The following is a 15,995-nucleotide window of genomic DNA, read 5'->3' on the forward strand; positions in this document are numbered from 1 at the left end:
GCGGTCGGCTGCTGCCGGTTTGGCGGCGAATGTGCCGTAATGCGTGTCTGTGTGTCTTACGGTTTCGCGCTGTCGGTCATGGTCGAGTCCTCCCGGCCGGGTTGCCGGTTGTTCATGAGGACGTGCCCGGAGCCTAAATGGTTCATGCCTCGAAGGGAACGTGATATGTGCTTCACTCCATCGAAGGATCGAACATGCATGCGACTCTCTACTACTCTGGGTTCCTGCCGAGGGTTGCGTTACAAGGGCTCTACCAGGCCTCGGTACCCTCTGAGCGGCAACCCAAGCCGCGGCCTTACCCCATAGGGCCTCACCTGAAATTCAGCGAGGAGCGAACCGCGTGACCGCCGAGACGTCCGTGCCGTCCACAGCTCTGCTGGCAGGAGCAGACCGGGACGGTTCCAACTACACCGCGCGGCACCTGCTCGTCCTGGAGGGCCTCGAGGCCGTGCGCAAGCGCCCGGGCATGTACATCGGCTCGACCGACAGTCGTGGCCTGATGCACTGCCTGTGGGAGATCATCGACAACTCCGTGGACGAGGCACTCGGCGATTACTGCGACCACATCGAGGTGATCCTCCACGACGACGGCTCCGTCGAGGTGCGGGACAACGGTCGCGGCATCCCGGTGGACGTGGAGCCCAAGACCGGCCTGTCCGGCGTCGAGGTCGTCATGACCAAACTGCACGCGGGCGGCAAGTTCGGCGGCGGCTCCTACGCGGCCTCCGGCGGTCTGCACGGCGTCGGCGCGTCCGTGGTGAACGCCCTGTCGGGCCGGCTGGACGTCGAGGTCGACCGCGGCGGTCACACGCACGCGATCAGCTTCCGCCGCGGTGTGCCCGGCGCCTTCGCCGGGGAGGGCCCGGACGCGAAGTTCGAGGCCAAGCAGGGTCTGCGCAAGACCAAGAAGATCCCCAAGACCCGCACCGGTACGCGCGTGCGGTACTGGGCGGACCGCCAGATCTTCCTCAGGGACGCCAAGCTCTCCCTGGAGACCCTGCACCAGCGCGCCCGCCAGACCGCCTTCCTGGTCCCCGGCCTCACCATCGTCGTCCGTGACGAGTACGGGCTCGGCGAGGGCGGCAGCAAGGGCGAGGAGTCCTTCCGCTTCGACGGCGGCATCAGCGAGTTCTGCGAGTACCTCGCGACCGACAAGCCCGTCTGCGACGTCCTCCGCTTCACTGGGCACGGGACCTTCAAGGAGACGGTCCCGGTACTGGACGAGCACGGCCAGATGACGCCCACCGAGGTCACCCGCGAACTCGGCGTGGACGTGGCACTGCGCTGGGGGACCGGCTACGACACGACCCTCAGGTCCTTCGTCAACATCATCGCCACGCCCAAGGGCGGCACCCACGTCGCCGGCTTCGAGCAGGCCGTCGCCAAGACGATGAACGAGGTGCTCCGCGCCAAGAAGCTGCTCCGTGTGGCCGAGGACGACATCGTCAAGGACGACGCCCTGGAGGGGCTGACGGCGGTCGTCACGGTGCGCCTGGCGGAACCGCAGTTCGAGGGGCAGACCAAGGAGGTGCTCGGCACCTCTGCGGCCCGCCGCATCGTGAACAACGTGATCACCAAGGAACTCAAGGCGTTCCTCACCTCCACCAAGCGAGACGCCGCCCAGCAGGCCCGCGTGGTCCTGGAGAAGGCCGTCGCCGCCGCCCGTACGCGCATCGCCGCACGTCAGCACAAGGACGCACAGCGGCGCAAGACGGCCCTGGAGTCCTCCTCGCTGCCCGCCAAGCTCGCCGACTGCCGCAGCGACGACGTCGACCGCAGCGAGCTGTTCATCGTCGAGGGCGACTCCGCGCTCGGTACGGCCAAGCTGGCGCGGAACTCCGAGTTCCAGGCGCTGCTGCCGATCCGCGGCAAGATCCTCAATGTCCAGAAGTCGTCCGTCACGGACATGCTGAAGAACGCCGAATGCGGCGCGATCATCCAGGTCATAGGAGCCGGGTCGGGCCGCACCTTCGACATCGACGCGGCCCGCTACGGCAAGATCATCATGATGACCGACGCCGATGTCGACGGCTCCCACATCCGCACCCTGCTCCTGACGCTCTTCCACCGCTACATGCGCCCCATGGTCGAGGCCGGACGTGTGTTCGCCGCGGTGCCGCCGCTGCACCGGATCGAGATCGTCCAGCCGAAGAAGGGCCAGGACAAGTACGTCTACACGTACTCGGACCGTGAGCTGCGCGAGAAGCTGCTGGAGTTCCAGAGCAAGGGCATCCGGTACAAGGACTCGATCCAGCGGTACAAGGGCCTGGGCGAGATGGACGCCGACCAGCTGGCGGAGACGACGATGGACCCGCGGCACCGGACCCTGCGGCGGATCAATCTCTCCGACCTGGAATCCGCGGAGCAGGTGTTCGACCTGCTGATGGGCAATGACGTGGCGCCGCGCAAGGAGTTCATCGCCAGCTCCGCCGCGACGCTGGACCGCTCCCGCATCGACGCGTAGCCGCGGCGCTCGGGTCCGGCTGCGCGCCGGGATCGCTTCCGGGCCGTTTCCGGGGCTGCGGTGGGCCGGTGCCGGTGCCGGTGCCGGTAGGTGGTGCCGGTGTCGGCGGTGGTGCTGGTGTCGCTCGCGGGCCAAGGGCTGTGTGGGCTTGGGGTTGCGCTTGGACCTGAGCTCGGGCCTGGGCTCGGGCTTGATCGCCCTGCCCCGGCCCCTCGTGCTCCGCGCGTGCCGTGACCGGCGGGTTCGTCCACCCTCGGGTGGAGGGCGGCGGTGTCTCGGGATCCACCCACGATCCACCCCGGATCCGATCAGCCGGCCCGCGGATTTCCGTAGCGTCGAAGGCGTCGGCGGCACTCGGCCGTCGGCATCTCCTTCCCGCTCACGGAGGCACTGATGTCCGGGCTCGTCAACGCGCTGGTGATCGTGGCAGTCGCCGCCCTGGTGATCTCGCGGCAGTTCCGCGCCCGCCGGTTCGACACCGATCGGCGCTGGTGGCTGCTGCCCGCGGTCCTGGCCGTAGTCGCACTGCGTCGGCCCGGAATAGTCGACGTCCATCACGGGACCGAGTCCGTGCTTCTGCTGGCCGCCGAGGTGTTGATCAGCCTGGGCATCGGAGCGGGCTGGGCCTGGACCACCCGCATATGGGTGGAGCCGGACGGCTCCGTGTGGACCAAGAGCACCAAGGCGAGCCTGGCGGTCTGGATCGGCGGCATCGCAGTGCGCGCCGGCCTCTTCGGTCTCGGGCTGGTGCTCGGTGTGCACCAGAACAGCTCCGCTCTCATGCTCGCCCTCGCCGGCACCCTGCTGGTCCGCTCGGGAGTCCTGGCCTGGCGGACGCAGTCCATCGGCTCGGCCCGCACCGTGACCGCGGCGTACCGTGACGACATGCCCCGGGCCCTGCGGAAGGAGCATGCGTGACGGAGAACGCCTGGACGCGCTGGCCCTCCCGAGAGGCGCTGGGACGCGCGGGAGTCTCAAGGCCCCGGAGGATGCTCGCCTGGGGCACGAGGGTCCTCGTCCTGGGGATGCTGCTGTGGGGTGTCTTCAACGGCAGTCACGCCCATGGCTGGGACGCCGTCGCAGCCGCGGCGGGCGTCATACTGACCGGACTCGTCGCCTGGGCCTTGTTCCGCACCACGCTCGATCACAGACTTTGGTCGTCCCTGACCCTCATGATCGTTCTTCTGGGGATGGCGGTCGCGGCACAGGCGGCCGGATTCCGGGTGCCGGCGCTGGTCATCTGGTGCTTCTGTGGCGTCGCATCGCTTGAACGTCTGCCCATCGCCGCCGCCCTGCCCGTCACCTCGGTGGCCCTCGCGTCGTACGCCGTGGTCAACAACGACATGTGGCTGACCACCGCCGCCACGACAGTGGGGCTCGCACTCGCCGGATATGTGCTGCGTCTGGACGCCGAGGCCCGCGGCAGTGCCCAGCGGCTGCTCGCCCAGGAGCGGGCCGCACGGGCGGCGGAGGCGGAATCGGCGGCGCTGGCGGAGCGGGCCCGGATCGCCCGGGAGATCCATGACGTGCTGGCGCACAGCCTCTCGGCCCAGCTCGTGCATCTGGAGGCGGCTCGGCTCCTCATCGAGCGGGGCGCAGCTCGTGAGCAGATCCTCGAACGGGTGGTGGCAGCGCGAGGGATGGCCCGTGACGGTCTTGCCGAGACCCGGCAGGCCCTGTCCGCCCTGCGGGGTGAGCTGACCCCGCTGGAGACCTTCCTGAGCGAGCTCGTCGGGGCGAACGACGGTGCCGAGGTCACTGTCACGGGTGAACCCAGACCGCTGCCGGCCGAGGCATCGCAGGCCGTGCGCAGGGTTGCCCAGGAGGCGCTGACCAACGTCCGCAAGCACGCTCCGGGCGCCAAGGTCCGGCTGCGGCTCGACTATGCCGAGCATGAGGTGACCCTCGACGTGCGGGACTCCGGCGGCACGCCTGGTGAGCTCACCGGGACCGGAGGCGGGTACGGTCTCCTGGGCATGCGGGAGCGTGCCGAGCTGCTGGGCGGCTCGCTGGAGGCCGGGCCGCACGAGGAGGGGTTCACGGTGACGTTGAAGGTGCCGGTATGACGGAGGGGGCCGAAAGGAGGCCCGCGCGGGTGGTGGTGGCGGACGATCAGACCGTTGTCCGGGAGGGCATCGTGATGTTGCTCGGGCTGCTGCCCGGGATTGAGGTCGTCGGATCCGCGGGCGACGGGGACGAGGCTGTGAGGCTTGTCGCCGAACTCGCCCCGGACGTGGTCCTGATGGATCTGCGCATGCCCCGCTGCGACGGTGTCGAGGCCACTCGTCGGATCCGCTCGGAGCATCCGGGCACACAGGTGGTGATCCTCACGACGTATGCGGACGACGAGTCGCTGTTCCCCGCGCTCAGGGCCGGAGCGCGCGGATATCTCACCAAGGACGCGGGCGGCGACGAGATCGTCCGGGCGGTGGAGAGCGTGCTGTCCGGGGAGGCGGGACTGGCGCCGAGCATCCAACGAAGGCTGCTCGAACGGCTCTCCGAGCCCCAGCGCGAACCTCGGGTGGCTGCCCCGGCCGAGGCACCGGACGGGCTCACCGCGCGGGAGACCGAAGTGCTGGCGCTGATCGCCGAGGGCCTGACCAACCAGGAGATCGCCCGCAAGCTGCACGTCTCGACGGCGACCGTGAAGACCCACATCAACAACCTCTTCGCCAAGACCGGTCTCAAGGACCGTGCGCAGGCGGTGCGGTACGCGTATGCAAAAGGGCTGGTGGCGCCGCCCGCGGGGTGAGTCACCTGATGGGGTGAAGAGGGCGGGGAAGAGAAGTCAGGGATCTTCCCGTTCTGTCCATCCTTGGGCATGCAGTCAAGCAACGATCGTTCCCGCGGCGGCGGGGATGGTCCCGAGTACGCGGCCGAGACCCACGACAGCCAGGAACGGCCGCCCGAGGACCTGAGGTACCGGGACCCCTGGTACGACGCGCTGGCCTCCGGCTGGGGCGAGGCGGACGGCACGGGCACCCCCTCCGTACAGGTACCGGCGGCCCGTCGAGAGCAGCAGGGCGGCCGGGTCGCCGGCGCGGCGGATGTGTACCTGGAGGTGCAGCGCAGCGCGGCGTTCCAGGAGGTGCGCAGCCGGTATCGCAGATTCGAGGTCCCGGCGGTCGCGGTGTTCCTCACCTGGTACGTGGGCTACGTCGTGACCGCGACCACCGCGCCCGGGTTCATGGCGCGGCCGGTGGCGGGCGCGGTGAACGTGGCGATGCTCGCGGGGCTCGGGCAGTTCCTCACCACCTTCCTTCTGGCCTGGGCCTATGCCCGCCACGCCCGGCTGCGCAGAGACCGGGCCGCGCTCGAACTGCGCTGGGACACACAGGAGATGACCCGTGGTGTGCAGGGCGGTGCCTCATGACCGGTGACCATCAGCCCCTGGCGCTGCTCCTGTTCAGCGCGTTCATCGTGGTCACACTGGCGATCACGACATGGGTGAGCCGTAAGCGGCACGGTTCGGCGGAGGAGTTCTATGCGGGCGGCCGGTTGTTCTCGCCGATGGAGAATGGTTTTGCCATTGCCGGGGACTACATGTCGGCCGCTTCCTTCCTCGGGGTCACCGGGCTCATCGCGCTGTTCGGCTACGACGGGCTGTTGTACGTGGTGGGCTTCCTGGTGGCCTGGCTGGTGGTGCTGTTCCTGGTCGCCGAACTCGTGCGCAACTGCGGGCGGTTCACGCTCGCCGACGTGGTCGCGGCCCGGATGAGGGAGCGGCCGGTGCGGATCGCGGCGGGAACGTCCTCGGTCACCGTGTCGGTTCTTTATCTGGTGGCGCAGATGGTGGGCGCGGGAAGCCTGGTCGCGTTGCTGCTCGGGCGGACGGGCGAGGCGGCCCAGGCCTGGACCGTCATCGGCGTCGGCGCGCTCATGGTGATCTATGTGTCCCTGGGAGGGATGCGCGCCACCACCTGGATCCAGATCGTCAAGGCGGTCCTGCTGCTCGGCGGCGCCATCGTGCTGACCGTGCTCGTCATGGTCCGTTTCCACGGCGACCTGGACCGGCTGCTGCTCACCGCGGCCGAACGCAGCGGCCACGGTGACGCGTTCCTCGCACCCGGACTGAAGTACGGCGGGGACTGGACCGCGCGCCTGGACTTCATCAGCCTGGGGCTCGCCCTGGTGCTGGGCACGGGCGGGCTGCCGCACATCCTGTCCCGCTTCTACACCGTGCCGACCGCGCGAGCCGCCCGTCGCTCGGTGCTCTGGGCCATCGGACTCATCGGCGGCTTCTATCTGATGACGATCGTCCTCGGCTTCGGGGCGGCAGCCGTCGTCGGCCCGGCGGCCGTACGCGGCTCGAACGCGGCCGGGAACACCGCGGTACCGCTCCTGGCCCTCGACCTCGGCGGCGGTGCGGACTCCACCGGGGGTACGGTTCTGTTCGCAGTGGTCGCCGCCGTCGCTTTCGCAACGATCCTGGCGGTGGTGGCCGGCATCACGCTCGCCTCCTCGGCCTCCGTCGCCCATGACCTGTACGCGTCGCTGCGCCGCCGGGGGGCCCGGCCGCGCAGCGAGGTCTCCGTGGCACGTGTCGCCGCGGTCGGTGTCGGTGTGGCGGCGATCGCCATCGGCCTGCTGGCCCGCGACCTGAACGTCGCGTTCCTGGTGGGTCTGGCGTTCGCCGTCGCCGCCTCCGCGAACCTGCCGGTCCTGCTCTACTCGCTGTTCTGGCGGGGCTTCACGACGCGCGGCGCGGTCTGGGCCGTATACGGCGGTCTGATCCCTGCACTCGGGCTCGTCGTGCTGTCCCCGGTGGTGTCCGGAAGCGCAGACTCGCTGTTCCCCGGCGTCGACTTCCAGTACTTCCCGCTGCAGAACCCGGGCATCGTGTCCATCCCTCTGGGTTTCCTCGCGGGCTGGCTCGGCACCGTGACCTCCGGTGAACTGCCCGACGACGCCAAGCACGCGGAAACGGAGGTGCGGTCGCTGACCGGAGCGGGAGCCGCGTAGTTCCGCGCCTGACCGTCGTACCGGCTCTGCCCTTGGCGACGCGGAACTACGGAGCCACCCACGCGTACCGGTGTTCGGGCCGTCCGGTGTCGCCGTACTTCAGGGAGAGGCGCAGTCGGCCGGCCTGCTCCAGATTGCGCAGATAACGCTGGGCCGTGGAGCGGCTCAGCCCCGTGCGGACGGCGACCTCGTGCGCCGACAGTGGGTGGTCGGCGCGGTGCAGAACGCCGCAGATCAGATCCGAGGTGGGCTCCGAATGACCACTGGGCAGCCCCGGGGACGAGGGCGCGGGGGTCGTGCGCAGGGCACCGAAGATGCGGTCCACCTGCTCCTGGCCGGCCACCCCGCGCCCGCCGACGCGGTCGACGGTGCGGCGCAGGGCGGCATAGGAGTCCAGGCGGGTGCGCAGCGCGGTGAAGGTGAAGGGTTTGACCAGATAGTGCAGCGCCCCCAGGCGCATGGCCTGCTGCACGGTCGTGACGTCACTGGCCGCGGTGATCATGATGACGTCGGTGCCGTGGCCCTGTTCGCGCATGCGGTGGACGAGGTCCAGGCCCGTCTGGTCGGGCAGGTAGTGGTCGAGCAGGACCAGATCGATGCCGCCGCGCTGTACGGCCGCAAGGGCCTGTACAGCACTGTGTGCGCGGGCGGCCACCCGGAATCCGGGAACCTTTCCCACGTACTTGGCGTTGATCTCGGCGACACGGAAGTCGTCGTCGACCACCAGGACGTCAATCATCGGGCCTCTTTCCCTCAAGGCCAGGCGAGCGTTGAGCCCGTGTTTCGGCTCCGTTGTTGTAGCGCGAGCAAAACGAGCACAACAGGTCCTTGCGAGCAAAACATCGGGTTGCGCTCAGAAGACTGCTGATGTGGCCCGGGCCACATCTACCGTCCCGGCCCATGAGCGCAGACACCTGCCCCGCCATCGAGCTGAGGGGCGCGAGCAAGACGTTCAGGACCCCCTCCGAGGGCCTGCACACGGCCGTCAGGGACCTCGACCTCACCGTGCGGCGCGGTGAGTTCGTGGCCGTCGTCGGCCCCACCGGCTGCGGCAAGTCGACCACGCTGACCCTGGTCAGTGGCCTGGAGGAGCCGACCGAGGGCGACGTGCTGGTCGCCGGGCAGCCGGTCCGCGGCGTCGGCGACAAGGTCGGCTTCGTCTTTCAGCAGGACGCCACCTTCCCCTGGCGCAGCGTGCTGTCCAACGTGATGGCGGGCCCCCGCTTCCGCGGCGTGCCCAAGGCGGAGGCGAAGGATAAGGCGCGCGAATGGCTGGCCCGGGTCGGGCTCGCCGCCTTCGAGGACCGCTACCCGCACCAGCTGTCCGGCGGCCAGCGCAAGCGCGTCGCCCTCGCCGCCACGTTCGTCAACGACCCCGAAATCCTGCTCATGGACGAGCCGTTCTCGGCGCTCGACGTGCAGACCCGGGCGCTGATGTCGGACGAGCTGCTGGAGCTGTGGGAGGGGACCGGCGCCTCGGTCGTCTTCGTGACGCACGACCTGGAGGAGGCCATCGCGCTTGCCGACAAGGTCGTCGTGATGACGGCCGGTCCCGCGACCGTCAAGCAGGTCTTCGACATCGATCTGCCGCGGCCGCGCAAGGTCGAGCAGGTGCGCCTGGAGTCGCACTTCATCGACATCTACCGCGAGATCTGGGAGTCCCTCGGCGAAGAGGTCCGTATCACCCGTGAGAGGGGTGCCGCCCATGTCGCCTGAGGTCCTCAGCACACCGGTCGCCGACACGGTCAAGAGCCCCGACCGGGCGCACTCGCGTGCGCGTGCGGCCCGTCGGCGCAAGGCGGTGGTCACCGCGGTCCGTGTCCTGCTCCTCGTCGTCGTACTCGGCCTGTGGGAGGCGCTCTCCCGGGCCAAGGCCATCGATCCGTTCAACTTTTCGATGCCCTCGCAGATCTGGGACCAGATCTGGACCTGGGTGACCCACGGCACCGCGCTCGGCTCCCTGGGCGAGCAGATCTGGTACACGCTCTACGAGGCTTTGCTCGGCTGGGTGTTCGGTGTGGTGGCCGGTGTGGTCCTGGGTATCGCGCTCGGTCGCGTCGCCTTCCTCGCCGATGCCCTTGGTCCCTACATCAAGGTGCTCAACTCGATACCGAGGATCGTGCTCGCTCCGATCTTCGTGATCTGGTTCGGCCTCGGACCGGCCTCCAAGGTCGCCTCGGCCGTGGTGCTCGTCTTCTTCCCGGTGTTCTTCAACGCCTTCCAGGGCGCCCGCGAGGTGGACCGCAATCTGGTCGCCAACGCCCGCATCCTCGGCGCCGGCGACCGCAGGGTGACGCTTCAGGTGGTCATCCCGTCCGCGACCTCCTGGATCTTCACCAGCCTGCACGTCAGCTTCGGCTTCGCGCTCATCGGTGCCATCGTCGGTGAGTACATCGGCGCGACCAAGGGCGTCGGTCTGCTCGTCGCGCAGTCCCAGGGCACTTTCAACGCGGCCGGCGTGTACGCCGCGATGGTCATCCTCGCCGTGGTCGCGCTCGTCGCCGAGGGACTGCTCACCTTTGCCGAGCGCCGCATCTTCCGCTGGAAGCCCGCCGGCTCGGAACAGTGAACGGTTCGAGCCCCCGAGCGGGGTTCCGAGTGGCCAAAGCCCACCGCTGAACCGCTGTTCCCCACCCTCCTGCCTCTCTTGCCCCCTTCTCTTTTCTGCCTTCCCGCACCTTCTCCTTCTGCCTTCCCCGCACCGCCTTCTCACTAGGACGTGAACCGCCATGCGCAAGACCGCCAGATTCGCCGCCTCGACCGCCGCCGGCCTGCTCGCCCTGTCCTCCCTCACCGCCTGCGCCAACGACGCGGCCGGCTCCACCGCCGACTCCGGCAGCGGCGGAGGCGGCGGCAAAGGCGAGCACGTGAAGATCATGGTCGGCGGCCTCGACAAGGTCATCTACCTGCCCGCAATGCTCACCCAGCGCCTCGGCTACTTCACGGCGGAGGGTCTGGACGTGCAGCTGCTGAGCGAACCGGCCGGTGTGCAGGCCGAGACAGCGCTCGTCTCCGGCCAGGTCCAGGGTGCCGTCGGCTTCTACGACCACACCCTCGACCTCCAGGTCAAGGGCAAGGCGGTGGAGTCCGTCGTGCAGTTCTCGCACGCCCCCGGTGAGGTGGAGGTGGTCGGCAACAAGGCCGCGGGCGAGATCACTTCACCCAAGGACTTCAAGGGCAAGAAGCTCGGCGTCACCGGCCTCGGCTCCTCGACGGACTTCCTCACCAAGTACCTCGCGGTCAAGAACGGCGTGAACGTCAGCGAGTTCACCCCGGTCGCCGTGGGTGCGGGACCCACCTTCATCTCCGCGCTCCAGAAGGGCGCCATCGACGGCGGCATGACGACCGATCCGACCGTTGCGACGATCCTCGACAAGAAGGCCGGCAAGATCCTCCTCGACATGCGCACGCCCGAGGGCTCCCAGCAGGCGCTCGGCGGTCCGTACCCGTCGTCCAGCCTGTACATGCAGACGGACTGGGTCAACGGCCACAAGGAGACCGTCCAGAAGCTGGTCAATGCGTTCGTCAAGACGCTCAAGTGGATGTCCACGCACAGCGCGGACGAGATCGCGGCCAAGATGCCCGCCGACTACTCGCAGGGCAACAAGGCGCTCTACGCCCAGGCGATCAAGAGCACGCTGCCGATGTTCACCAAGGACGGCGTCATGCCGGCCGGCGGACCCGCGACGGTGGAGAAGGTCCTCAAGGCGTTCAACCCCAACATCAAGAACGCCAAGGTGGACCTGAACAAGACCTACACCACGGAGTTCGCGGAGAAGGCGACCGGCTGACAGCCGTATGCAAGGGGGCACGGTCGCTTCCCCCGCCCCACCGGCCGTGCCCTCAGGCGCGGGTCGCCCACACGTAACGGTGTTCCGGGCGGCCCGCGTCGCCGTACTTGAGGGTCAGCAGGGCCCGTCCGGTGCGCTCCAGAAGCTTCAGATAGCGCTGGGCGGTCTGCCGGCTCACCCCGGTGCGCTCGGCGATCTCCTGCGCCGACAGCGGGCCCTCGGCCTTCATCAGACACTGGCGGACGAGCCCGGCGGTGGTGGGGGAGTGCCCTTTGGGCAGCCCCGGCTCCGGCGGCACGGACAGCGCGCCGAAGATGCGGTCCACGTCGGCCTGTTCGGCCTCGCCGCCGCCGTCCAGAGTGCGGCGCAGCGCCGCGTACGCCTCCAGCTTGGCGCGCAGGCCCCGGAAGGCGAACGGCTTGACCAGATACTGCAGTGCTCCGTGCCGCATCGCCGCCTGCACGGTCGACACGTCCCGGGCCGCCGTCACCATGATCACGTCTGTCTGGTGACCGCGGCGGCGCATCTCCTGGACGACCGCCAGGCCCGTGTCGTCGGGCAGGTAGTGGTCCATGAGCACAAGGTCGAGGTGCGGCAGCGTCTCCATCAGGCGCAGCGCCTCGGCCGCACTGTGGGCCTCGCCCGCGGCCCGGAAGCCCGGCACCTTCTCGACGTAGGCCACGTGGACCTGTGCGACGCGGGTGTCGTCGTCCACGACCAGGACCTCGATCATCGCGCCTTCTCCTCGGTGGCGGGTTCGAAGGCGGCGGTGAGAGCGGGCTTCGGGTGGGGCTCGGTGAGTGCCTCGGGGAGGACGACGGTGAACTCCGCACCGCCGCCCCGTGCCTCGTCCACCGTCACCCGCCCTCCCTGGCGCTCGGCGAAACGGCGCACCAGGGAGAGGCCGATGCCGCGCTTGCCGTGCGCCGGCGGCTTCTTGGTGGACCACCCTTCCGTGAAGATCAGGTCACGCTGCTCGGCCGGAATTCCGGGACCGGTGTCACGCACCCTGAGGACGGCGGTACGTCCTTGAGTACGCAGTTCGACCTCCACGCGCGCGTGTGGAGTCCCCGCGACGGCGTCCAGCGCGTTGTCGACCAGGTTGCCCACGACCGTCACCAGGCCCCTGGGGTCGACCAGGCGGTCCGGCAGCCGTGTGCGGTCCGAGACCCACAGGGCGACCCCGCGTTCCGCGGCGACGGTCGCCTTGCCCACCAGCAGGGCGGCGAGGAGCGGGTCCTGGATCTTCTCGGTGACCTGCTCGGCCGTGGCCCGGTGATCGCCCACCACCTCGCCGACGAACTCGACCGCGTCGTCGTACATCTCCAGCTCCAGCAGGCCGAGCAGGGTGTGCATGCGGTTGGCGTGCTCGTGGTCCTGGGCGCGCAGGGCGTCGATCAGGCCGCGGGTCGAGTCCAGCTCCCGGCCCAGCTGCTCCAGTTCGGTGCGGTCGCGCAGGGTGGCGACGGCGCCGCCGTCCCCGGTGGGCATGCGGTTGGCGACCAGGACGCGCTGCCCCCGCACGGTGAGCAGGTCGGTGCCGGTCACCCGGCCGGCCAGCACATCGGCCGTGCGGCCCTCGCCGAGCGCCTCGTCGAGGGAACGGCCGACCGCTTCGTCCCCGATGCCCAGCAGGCGCCGCGCCTCGTCGTTGAGCAGGCGGATGCGGCCGGTGCGGTCCAGGGCCACGACTCCTTCGCGGATCCCGTGCAGCATCGCCTCGCGCTCGGCGAGCAGGGCGGCGATGTCCGAGAAGGCCAGGTCGCGGGTCTGCCGCTGGACCCGCCGGGAGATCAGCCAGGCGGCCAGCGCACCCACGGCCAGGGCGCCGCCCGCATAGGCGAGCAGGCCGGGGATCGCGTCGACCAGCTTCGCCCGGACGCTGTTGTAGGCGATGCCCACCGAGACCGCCCCGATGATGCGGCGGTCGGCGTCGTACAGCGGCACCTTGCCGCGGGCCGAGCGGCCCAGGGTGCCGTTGTCGATCTGCATGACCTCCTGACCGGCCAGGGCCTGAGTGGGGTCGGTCGACACGGGCCTGCCGATCTGCCGTGGATTGGTGTGCGACCAGCGCACCCCGCGCCGGTCCATCACCACGATGTACTCGGCGCCGGTGGCCTTCCGGATCCGCTCCGCCTCCTTCTGCACGGGGCCACCGACGGTCGGGGCGGTGTGCTGCAGGTCCCGCGCGATCTGCGGTTCCTGGGAGGTGGTCTGCGCGATGGCGAGCGCGCGGCGCATCGCCTGGTCGTCCAGCTGATGACTGAGCGGTGCGAGGAACAGCCCGGTGGCGAGCACCGCGACCCCCGCGGCGATCGCCAACTGCATCAGCAGCACCTGCGAGAACACCCGCCGGGGCAGACCGAGTCGCCGACGGCGTACGGGGGGAGTGCGGCTCATACCCATGACGGTACGTCGGCGGGAATTGCCTGCCCCAGGGAGTGCGGTGTGGATCTCTTGACCCGGTCTTGGGACAGGGTGCTTCGCACCCGCCCGGGACCGCGTCCTCACGGCGTCAGCTCGCGAGTGGAGCAGCCGTCAATTGGCGCACCGCCACCACGTCCATGCGCGCGGGCGCACCCAACACCGCGGCTCCGCAGCTCTCGGGGCGGGGCGGCACAGACGCCCCCTGGGCCACCAGCACGTGCCAGCGGCGTCCGTCGGCGTGGGCGACGGTCACCTCCCAGCGGGGTGCGGAGCCCGCCGTGCGGACGACGGACAGCGCGTCCGCACGGTACTCGCCCGCCGCCGTGCGGACGGCCAGCTCGGCGGCCTGTCCGGGCCGCTCCCAGGACGAGCGGCCGCGGCAGCCCTCGACCACGACCCGCCCGTCCTGAACGCCGTGCAGGACGTCCTTGACGGCATGCGCATCGGCGCGTCCGTACGCGTATCCGTACGGCAGGACGAGCAGTGTCGGCGAGAAACGGTGGCCGCCCAGGTGCGTGACCTCCCACACGCCCGTCACCCCGGACGCGGCTAGTTCGGTGGCGAGCGGACGGCCGAGCAGGGCGCAGCACCGGTCGCGCTTGCCGTTGGTGCACACGAGCGTGAGCGGCCTGCCGGTGTGCGGCCGGCCCCCCAGCACCGCGTCGAAAGTGCGGTGGTCGCCCTGGCCCAGAGCGGTGAAGTCGAGGCCCAGCAGTCGCTCCGGGTCAGTGGTCGTGGCGCTGTGCAGCCAGACGCCTCCGGGTACGGTGTGGGCCGCGTACACGTGCCGCACGGACCGCATCCGGCAGTCGGCGTGCCGCCCGGGGCGGCGGATCAGCGCGATGCGGACGCCGGTGCCCTGTGCGGCCCGCTCCAGGGCGCGGCCCAGCGCGGGGTCCAGGTGGCTGGACGTGAGCGCTTCGGCACCCCACGGGCCGGGCTGTTCCAGCAGCAGCCACGTCGTCGCCGTCGCCGCGGTCCCGGACATCGGCTCGTCGAGGGCCCGGGAGGCGGTCGCGCACGTACTCACAGAGGCGAGCCTAACCTGACTTGTGGCGGAGCGGCGTGCAGCCCGAGGGGTGATCTACTGCGGCAGCGGCTGCGGTGGCCGCTGTCCCACGTAGTGTCCGCTCGGGCGCATGCGCAGCGGGCGTTCGCCGTACTCCTCCAGGGCGTGCGCGATCCATCCAGCGGTCCGGGCCACCGCAAAGATCGTCTCGCCCGCGGTGGCGGGCATGCCACAGGAGACGGTGAGCACGGCGAGGGCCAGGTCGACGTTGGCGTGCAGCGGTGTGTGGCGCGCGACGGTGGTGACGATGTCGCGGGCCGCGGCGAGCGCCGGGGCGGCCTGGGGCATCTCCTCCAGGAGCCCGAACAGGGCACGCGCGCGTGGGTCTTCGCCCAAGTAGAGCCGGTGGCCGAGGCCCGGGATGCGCCGGCCGTCCCGCAGTTCCTCGGCGATGACGGGGCCCGCGGAGCCCCGGTCGAGCGTTTCCAGCAGCAGCCGGTGGGCCAGCCCGCTCGCCGCGCCGTGCAGCGGCCCCTCGATCACGCCGAGCCCGGCGGAGACGGCGGCGTAGGCGTGCGCGCGGGCGGAGGCGGCGACACGTACGGCGAGCGTCGACGCGGCCAGGTCGTGGTCGGCGAGCAGTCCGAGGGCGGTGTCCAGGGCACGCAATGACGCCTCGTCGGCCGGACGGCCGCTCAGCCGCGCCCACAGGCGGTGTGCGAGGGGTCCCTGGTCGCGGTGGCCCCGCAGCACCGGCGGCAGGGCGTTGACGAGCGTGGGGACGAGGGCCCGTGCGGTACCGAGGACGGCCTCCTCGGACAGGTCGAAGCGCAGCGGGTCCGCGGCCGCGGCGGCGATCGCGGCGACCCGTAGCCGGTCGGTGGGCCCGGTGTGCTCGGGCAGCGCGTCGACGGCCCGGCGGGCCACCGCGACGGAGGCCTTCGGCGCCGTGAGGGTGGCGCCGCGGCGCAGTTTCCCGGTCCACAGCCACTCGGCGACCTCCTCGTAGCTGTGCCGGGCGGCGAGGTCGGTCGCGTCCACGCCGCGGAAGTAGTAGCGGTCCTTGTCGATCAACGTGATCGCGGTCCGCACGGACAGCTCGCCGCCGGAGCCCGAGGCCACTCCTGCCTCCCGCCTGGTGCGGCGGGCGAGTGCCTCGACCTCCTCGGCGGCGAAGGTGCTCCCGCGGCCGCCCGGTTCGCGTCGGCTGCTGAGCTGGCCGCGGCTGACGTACGCGTACACGGTCTCCGGCTTCACGCCGAGCAGTTCGGCCGTCTCCCTGGTGCTCAGCCGTCGCTCCGCCGGTCCGGCGGCGGGTTCCTGGTCATGCATGGAGGTCACC

The 15,995-nt window shown here is 70.4% G+C and carries 14 protein-coding genes; 9 read left to right on the forward strand and 5 right to left on the reverse strand.

The genetic code is table 11. The features are described from left to right. Positions 1-340 precede the first annotated feature (340 nt). From AB0A61_RS23065 to AB0A61_RS23090, 6 genes are all read left to right on the forward strand, one after another. Entirely contained in the window at positions 341-2,464 is a 2,124-nt protein-coding gene (locus tag AB0A61_RS23065; RefSeq protein WP_361295157.1) for a DNA topoisomerase IV subunit B, read from the forward strand. Positions 2,465-2,857: 393 nt separating this feature from the next. Further along, positions 2,858-3,382: a DUF1453 domain-containing protein gene (locus AB0A61_RS23070; protein ID WP_361295160.1), complete on the forward strand. Its 525-nt coding sequence runs from the start codon at positions 2,858-2,860 to the stop codon at positions 3,380-3,382. Continuing rightward, a complete protein-coding gene (locus tag AB0A61_RS23075) occupies positions 3,379-4,530 on the forward strand; it encodes a histidine kinase (RefSeq protein WP_361295163.1) in 1,152 nt (383 codons plus the stop codon). The genes AB0A61_RS23070 and AB0A61_RS23075 overlap by 4 nt, the downstream gene beginning before the upstream one ends. After that, a complete protein-coding gene (locus AB0A61_RS23080) occupies positions 4,527-5,216 on the forward strand; it encodes a response regulator transcription factor (protein ID WP_361295166.1) in 690 nt (229 codons plus the stop codon). Before AB0A61_RS23075 ends, AB0A61_RS23080 begins: the two co-directional genes overlap by 4 nt. 69 nt (positions 5,217-5,285) lie before the next feature. Beyond that, entirely contained in the window at positions 5,286-5,837 is a 552-nt protein-coding gene (locus tag AB0A61_RS23085; RefSeq protein WP_361295169.1) for a DUF485 domain-containing protein, read from the forward strand. After that, entirely contained in the window at positions 5,834-7,426 is a 1,593-nt protein-coding gene (locus AB0A61_RS23090; protein WP_361295172.1) for a cation acetate symporter, read from the forward strand. Before AB0A61_RS23085 ends, AB0A61_RS23090 begins: the two co-directional genes overlap by 4 nt. 46 nt (positions 7,427-7,472) lie before the next feature. On the opposite strand, the gene AB0A61_RS23095 is transcribed toward AB0A61_RS23090, so the two are convergent. Further along, positions 7,473-8,165: a response regulator gene (locus AB0A61_RS23095; RefSeq protein WP_361295175.1), complete on the reverse strand. Its 693-nt coding sequence runs from the start codon at positions 8,163-8,165 to the stop codon at positions 7,473-7,475. 161 nt (positions 8,166-8,326) lie between these two features. On the opposite strand from AB0A61_RS23095, the gene AB0A61_RS23100 reads away from it, so the two are divergent. From AB0A61_RS23100 to AB0A61_RS23110, 3 genes are all read left to right on the forward strand, one after another. Continuing rightward, the gene (locus tag AB0A61_RS23100) at positions 8,327-9,142 is read left to right on the forward strand and encodes an ABC transporter ATP-binding protein (RefSeq protein ID WP_361295178.1); all 816 of its coding nucleotides are present in this window, start codon (positions 8,327-8,329) and stop codon (positions 9,140-9,142) included. Beyond that, on the forward strand, positions 9,132-9,995 hold the full coding sequence (locus tag AB0A61_RS23105) for an ABC transporter permease (RefSeq protein ID WP_361295181.1): 864 nt from the start codon (positions 9,132-9,134) through the stop codon (positions 9,993-9,995). Before AB0A61_RS23100 ends, AB0A61_RS23105 begins: the two co-directional genes overlap by 11 nt. A 160-nt stretch (positions 9,996-10,155) precedes the next feature. Beyond that, positions 10,156-11,217 (forward strand): ABC transporter substrate-binding protein, encoded by a 1,062-nt coding sequence (locus AB0A61_RS23110; protein ID WP_361295184.1) that lies wholly within the window; start codon positions 10,156-10,158, stop codon positions 11,215-11,217. Between the two features lie 52 nt (positions 11,218-11,269). Here AB0A61_RS23110 and AB0A61_RS23115 read toward each other — a convergent pair whose 3' ends face one another. From AB0A61_RS23115 to AB0A61_RS23130, 4 genes are all read right to left on the reverse strand, one after another. Continuing rightward, positions 11,270-11,950 carry a response regulator gene (locus tag AB0A61_RS23115; protein WP_361295187.1) on the reverse strand — a complete coding sequence of 227 codons (681 nt, stop codon included), beginning with the start codon at positions 11,948-11,950 and terminating at the stop codon, positions 11,270-11,272. Beyond that, complete coding sequence (locus AB0A61_RS23120; protein ID WP_361295190.1) at positions 11,947-13,617, reverse strand: sensor histidine kinase; 1,671 nt, start codon at positions 13,615-13,617, stop codon at positions 11,947-11,949. Before AB0A61_RS23120 ends, AB0A61_RS23115 begins: the two co-directional genes overlap by 4 nt. Before the next feature lie 115 nt (positions 13,618-13,732). After that, a complete protein-coding gene (locus AB0A61_RS23125) occupies positions 13,733-14,674 on the reverse strand; it encodes a sucrase ferredoxin (protein WP_361295193.1) in 942 nt (313 codons plus the stop codon). 54 nt (positions 14,675-14,728) lie between these two features. After that, a complete protein-coding gene (locus tag AB0A61_RS23130; RefSeq protein ID WP_361295196.1) occupies positions 14,729-15,985 on the reverse strand; it encodes a citrate synthase in 1,257 nt (418 codons plus the stop codon). Between the last annotated feature and the right edge of the window lie 10 nt (positions 15,986-15,995).

The sequence above is a fragment of the Streptomyces sp. NPDC046197 genome, from assembly GCF_040646295.1.
GTDB lineage: Bacteria > Actinomycetota > Actinomycetes > Streptomycetales > Streptomycetaceae > Streptomyces.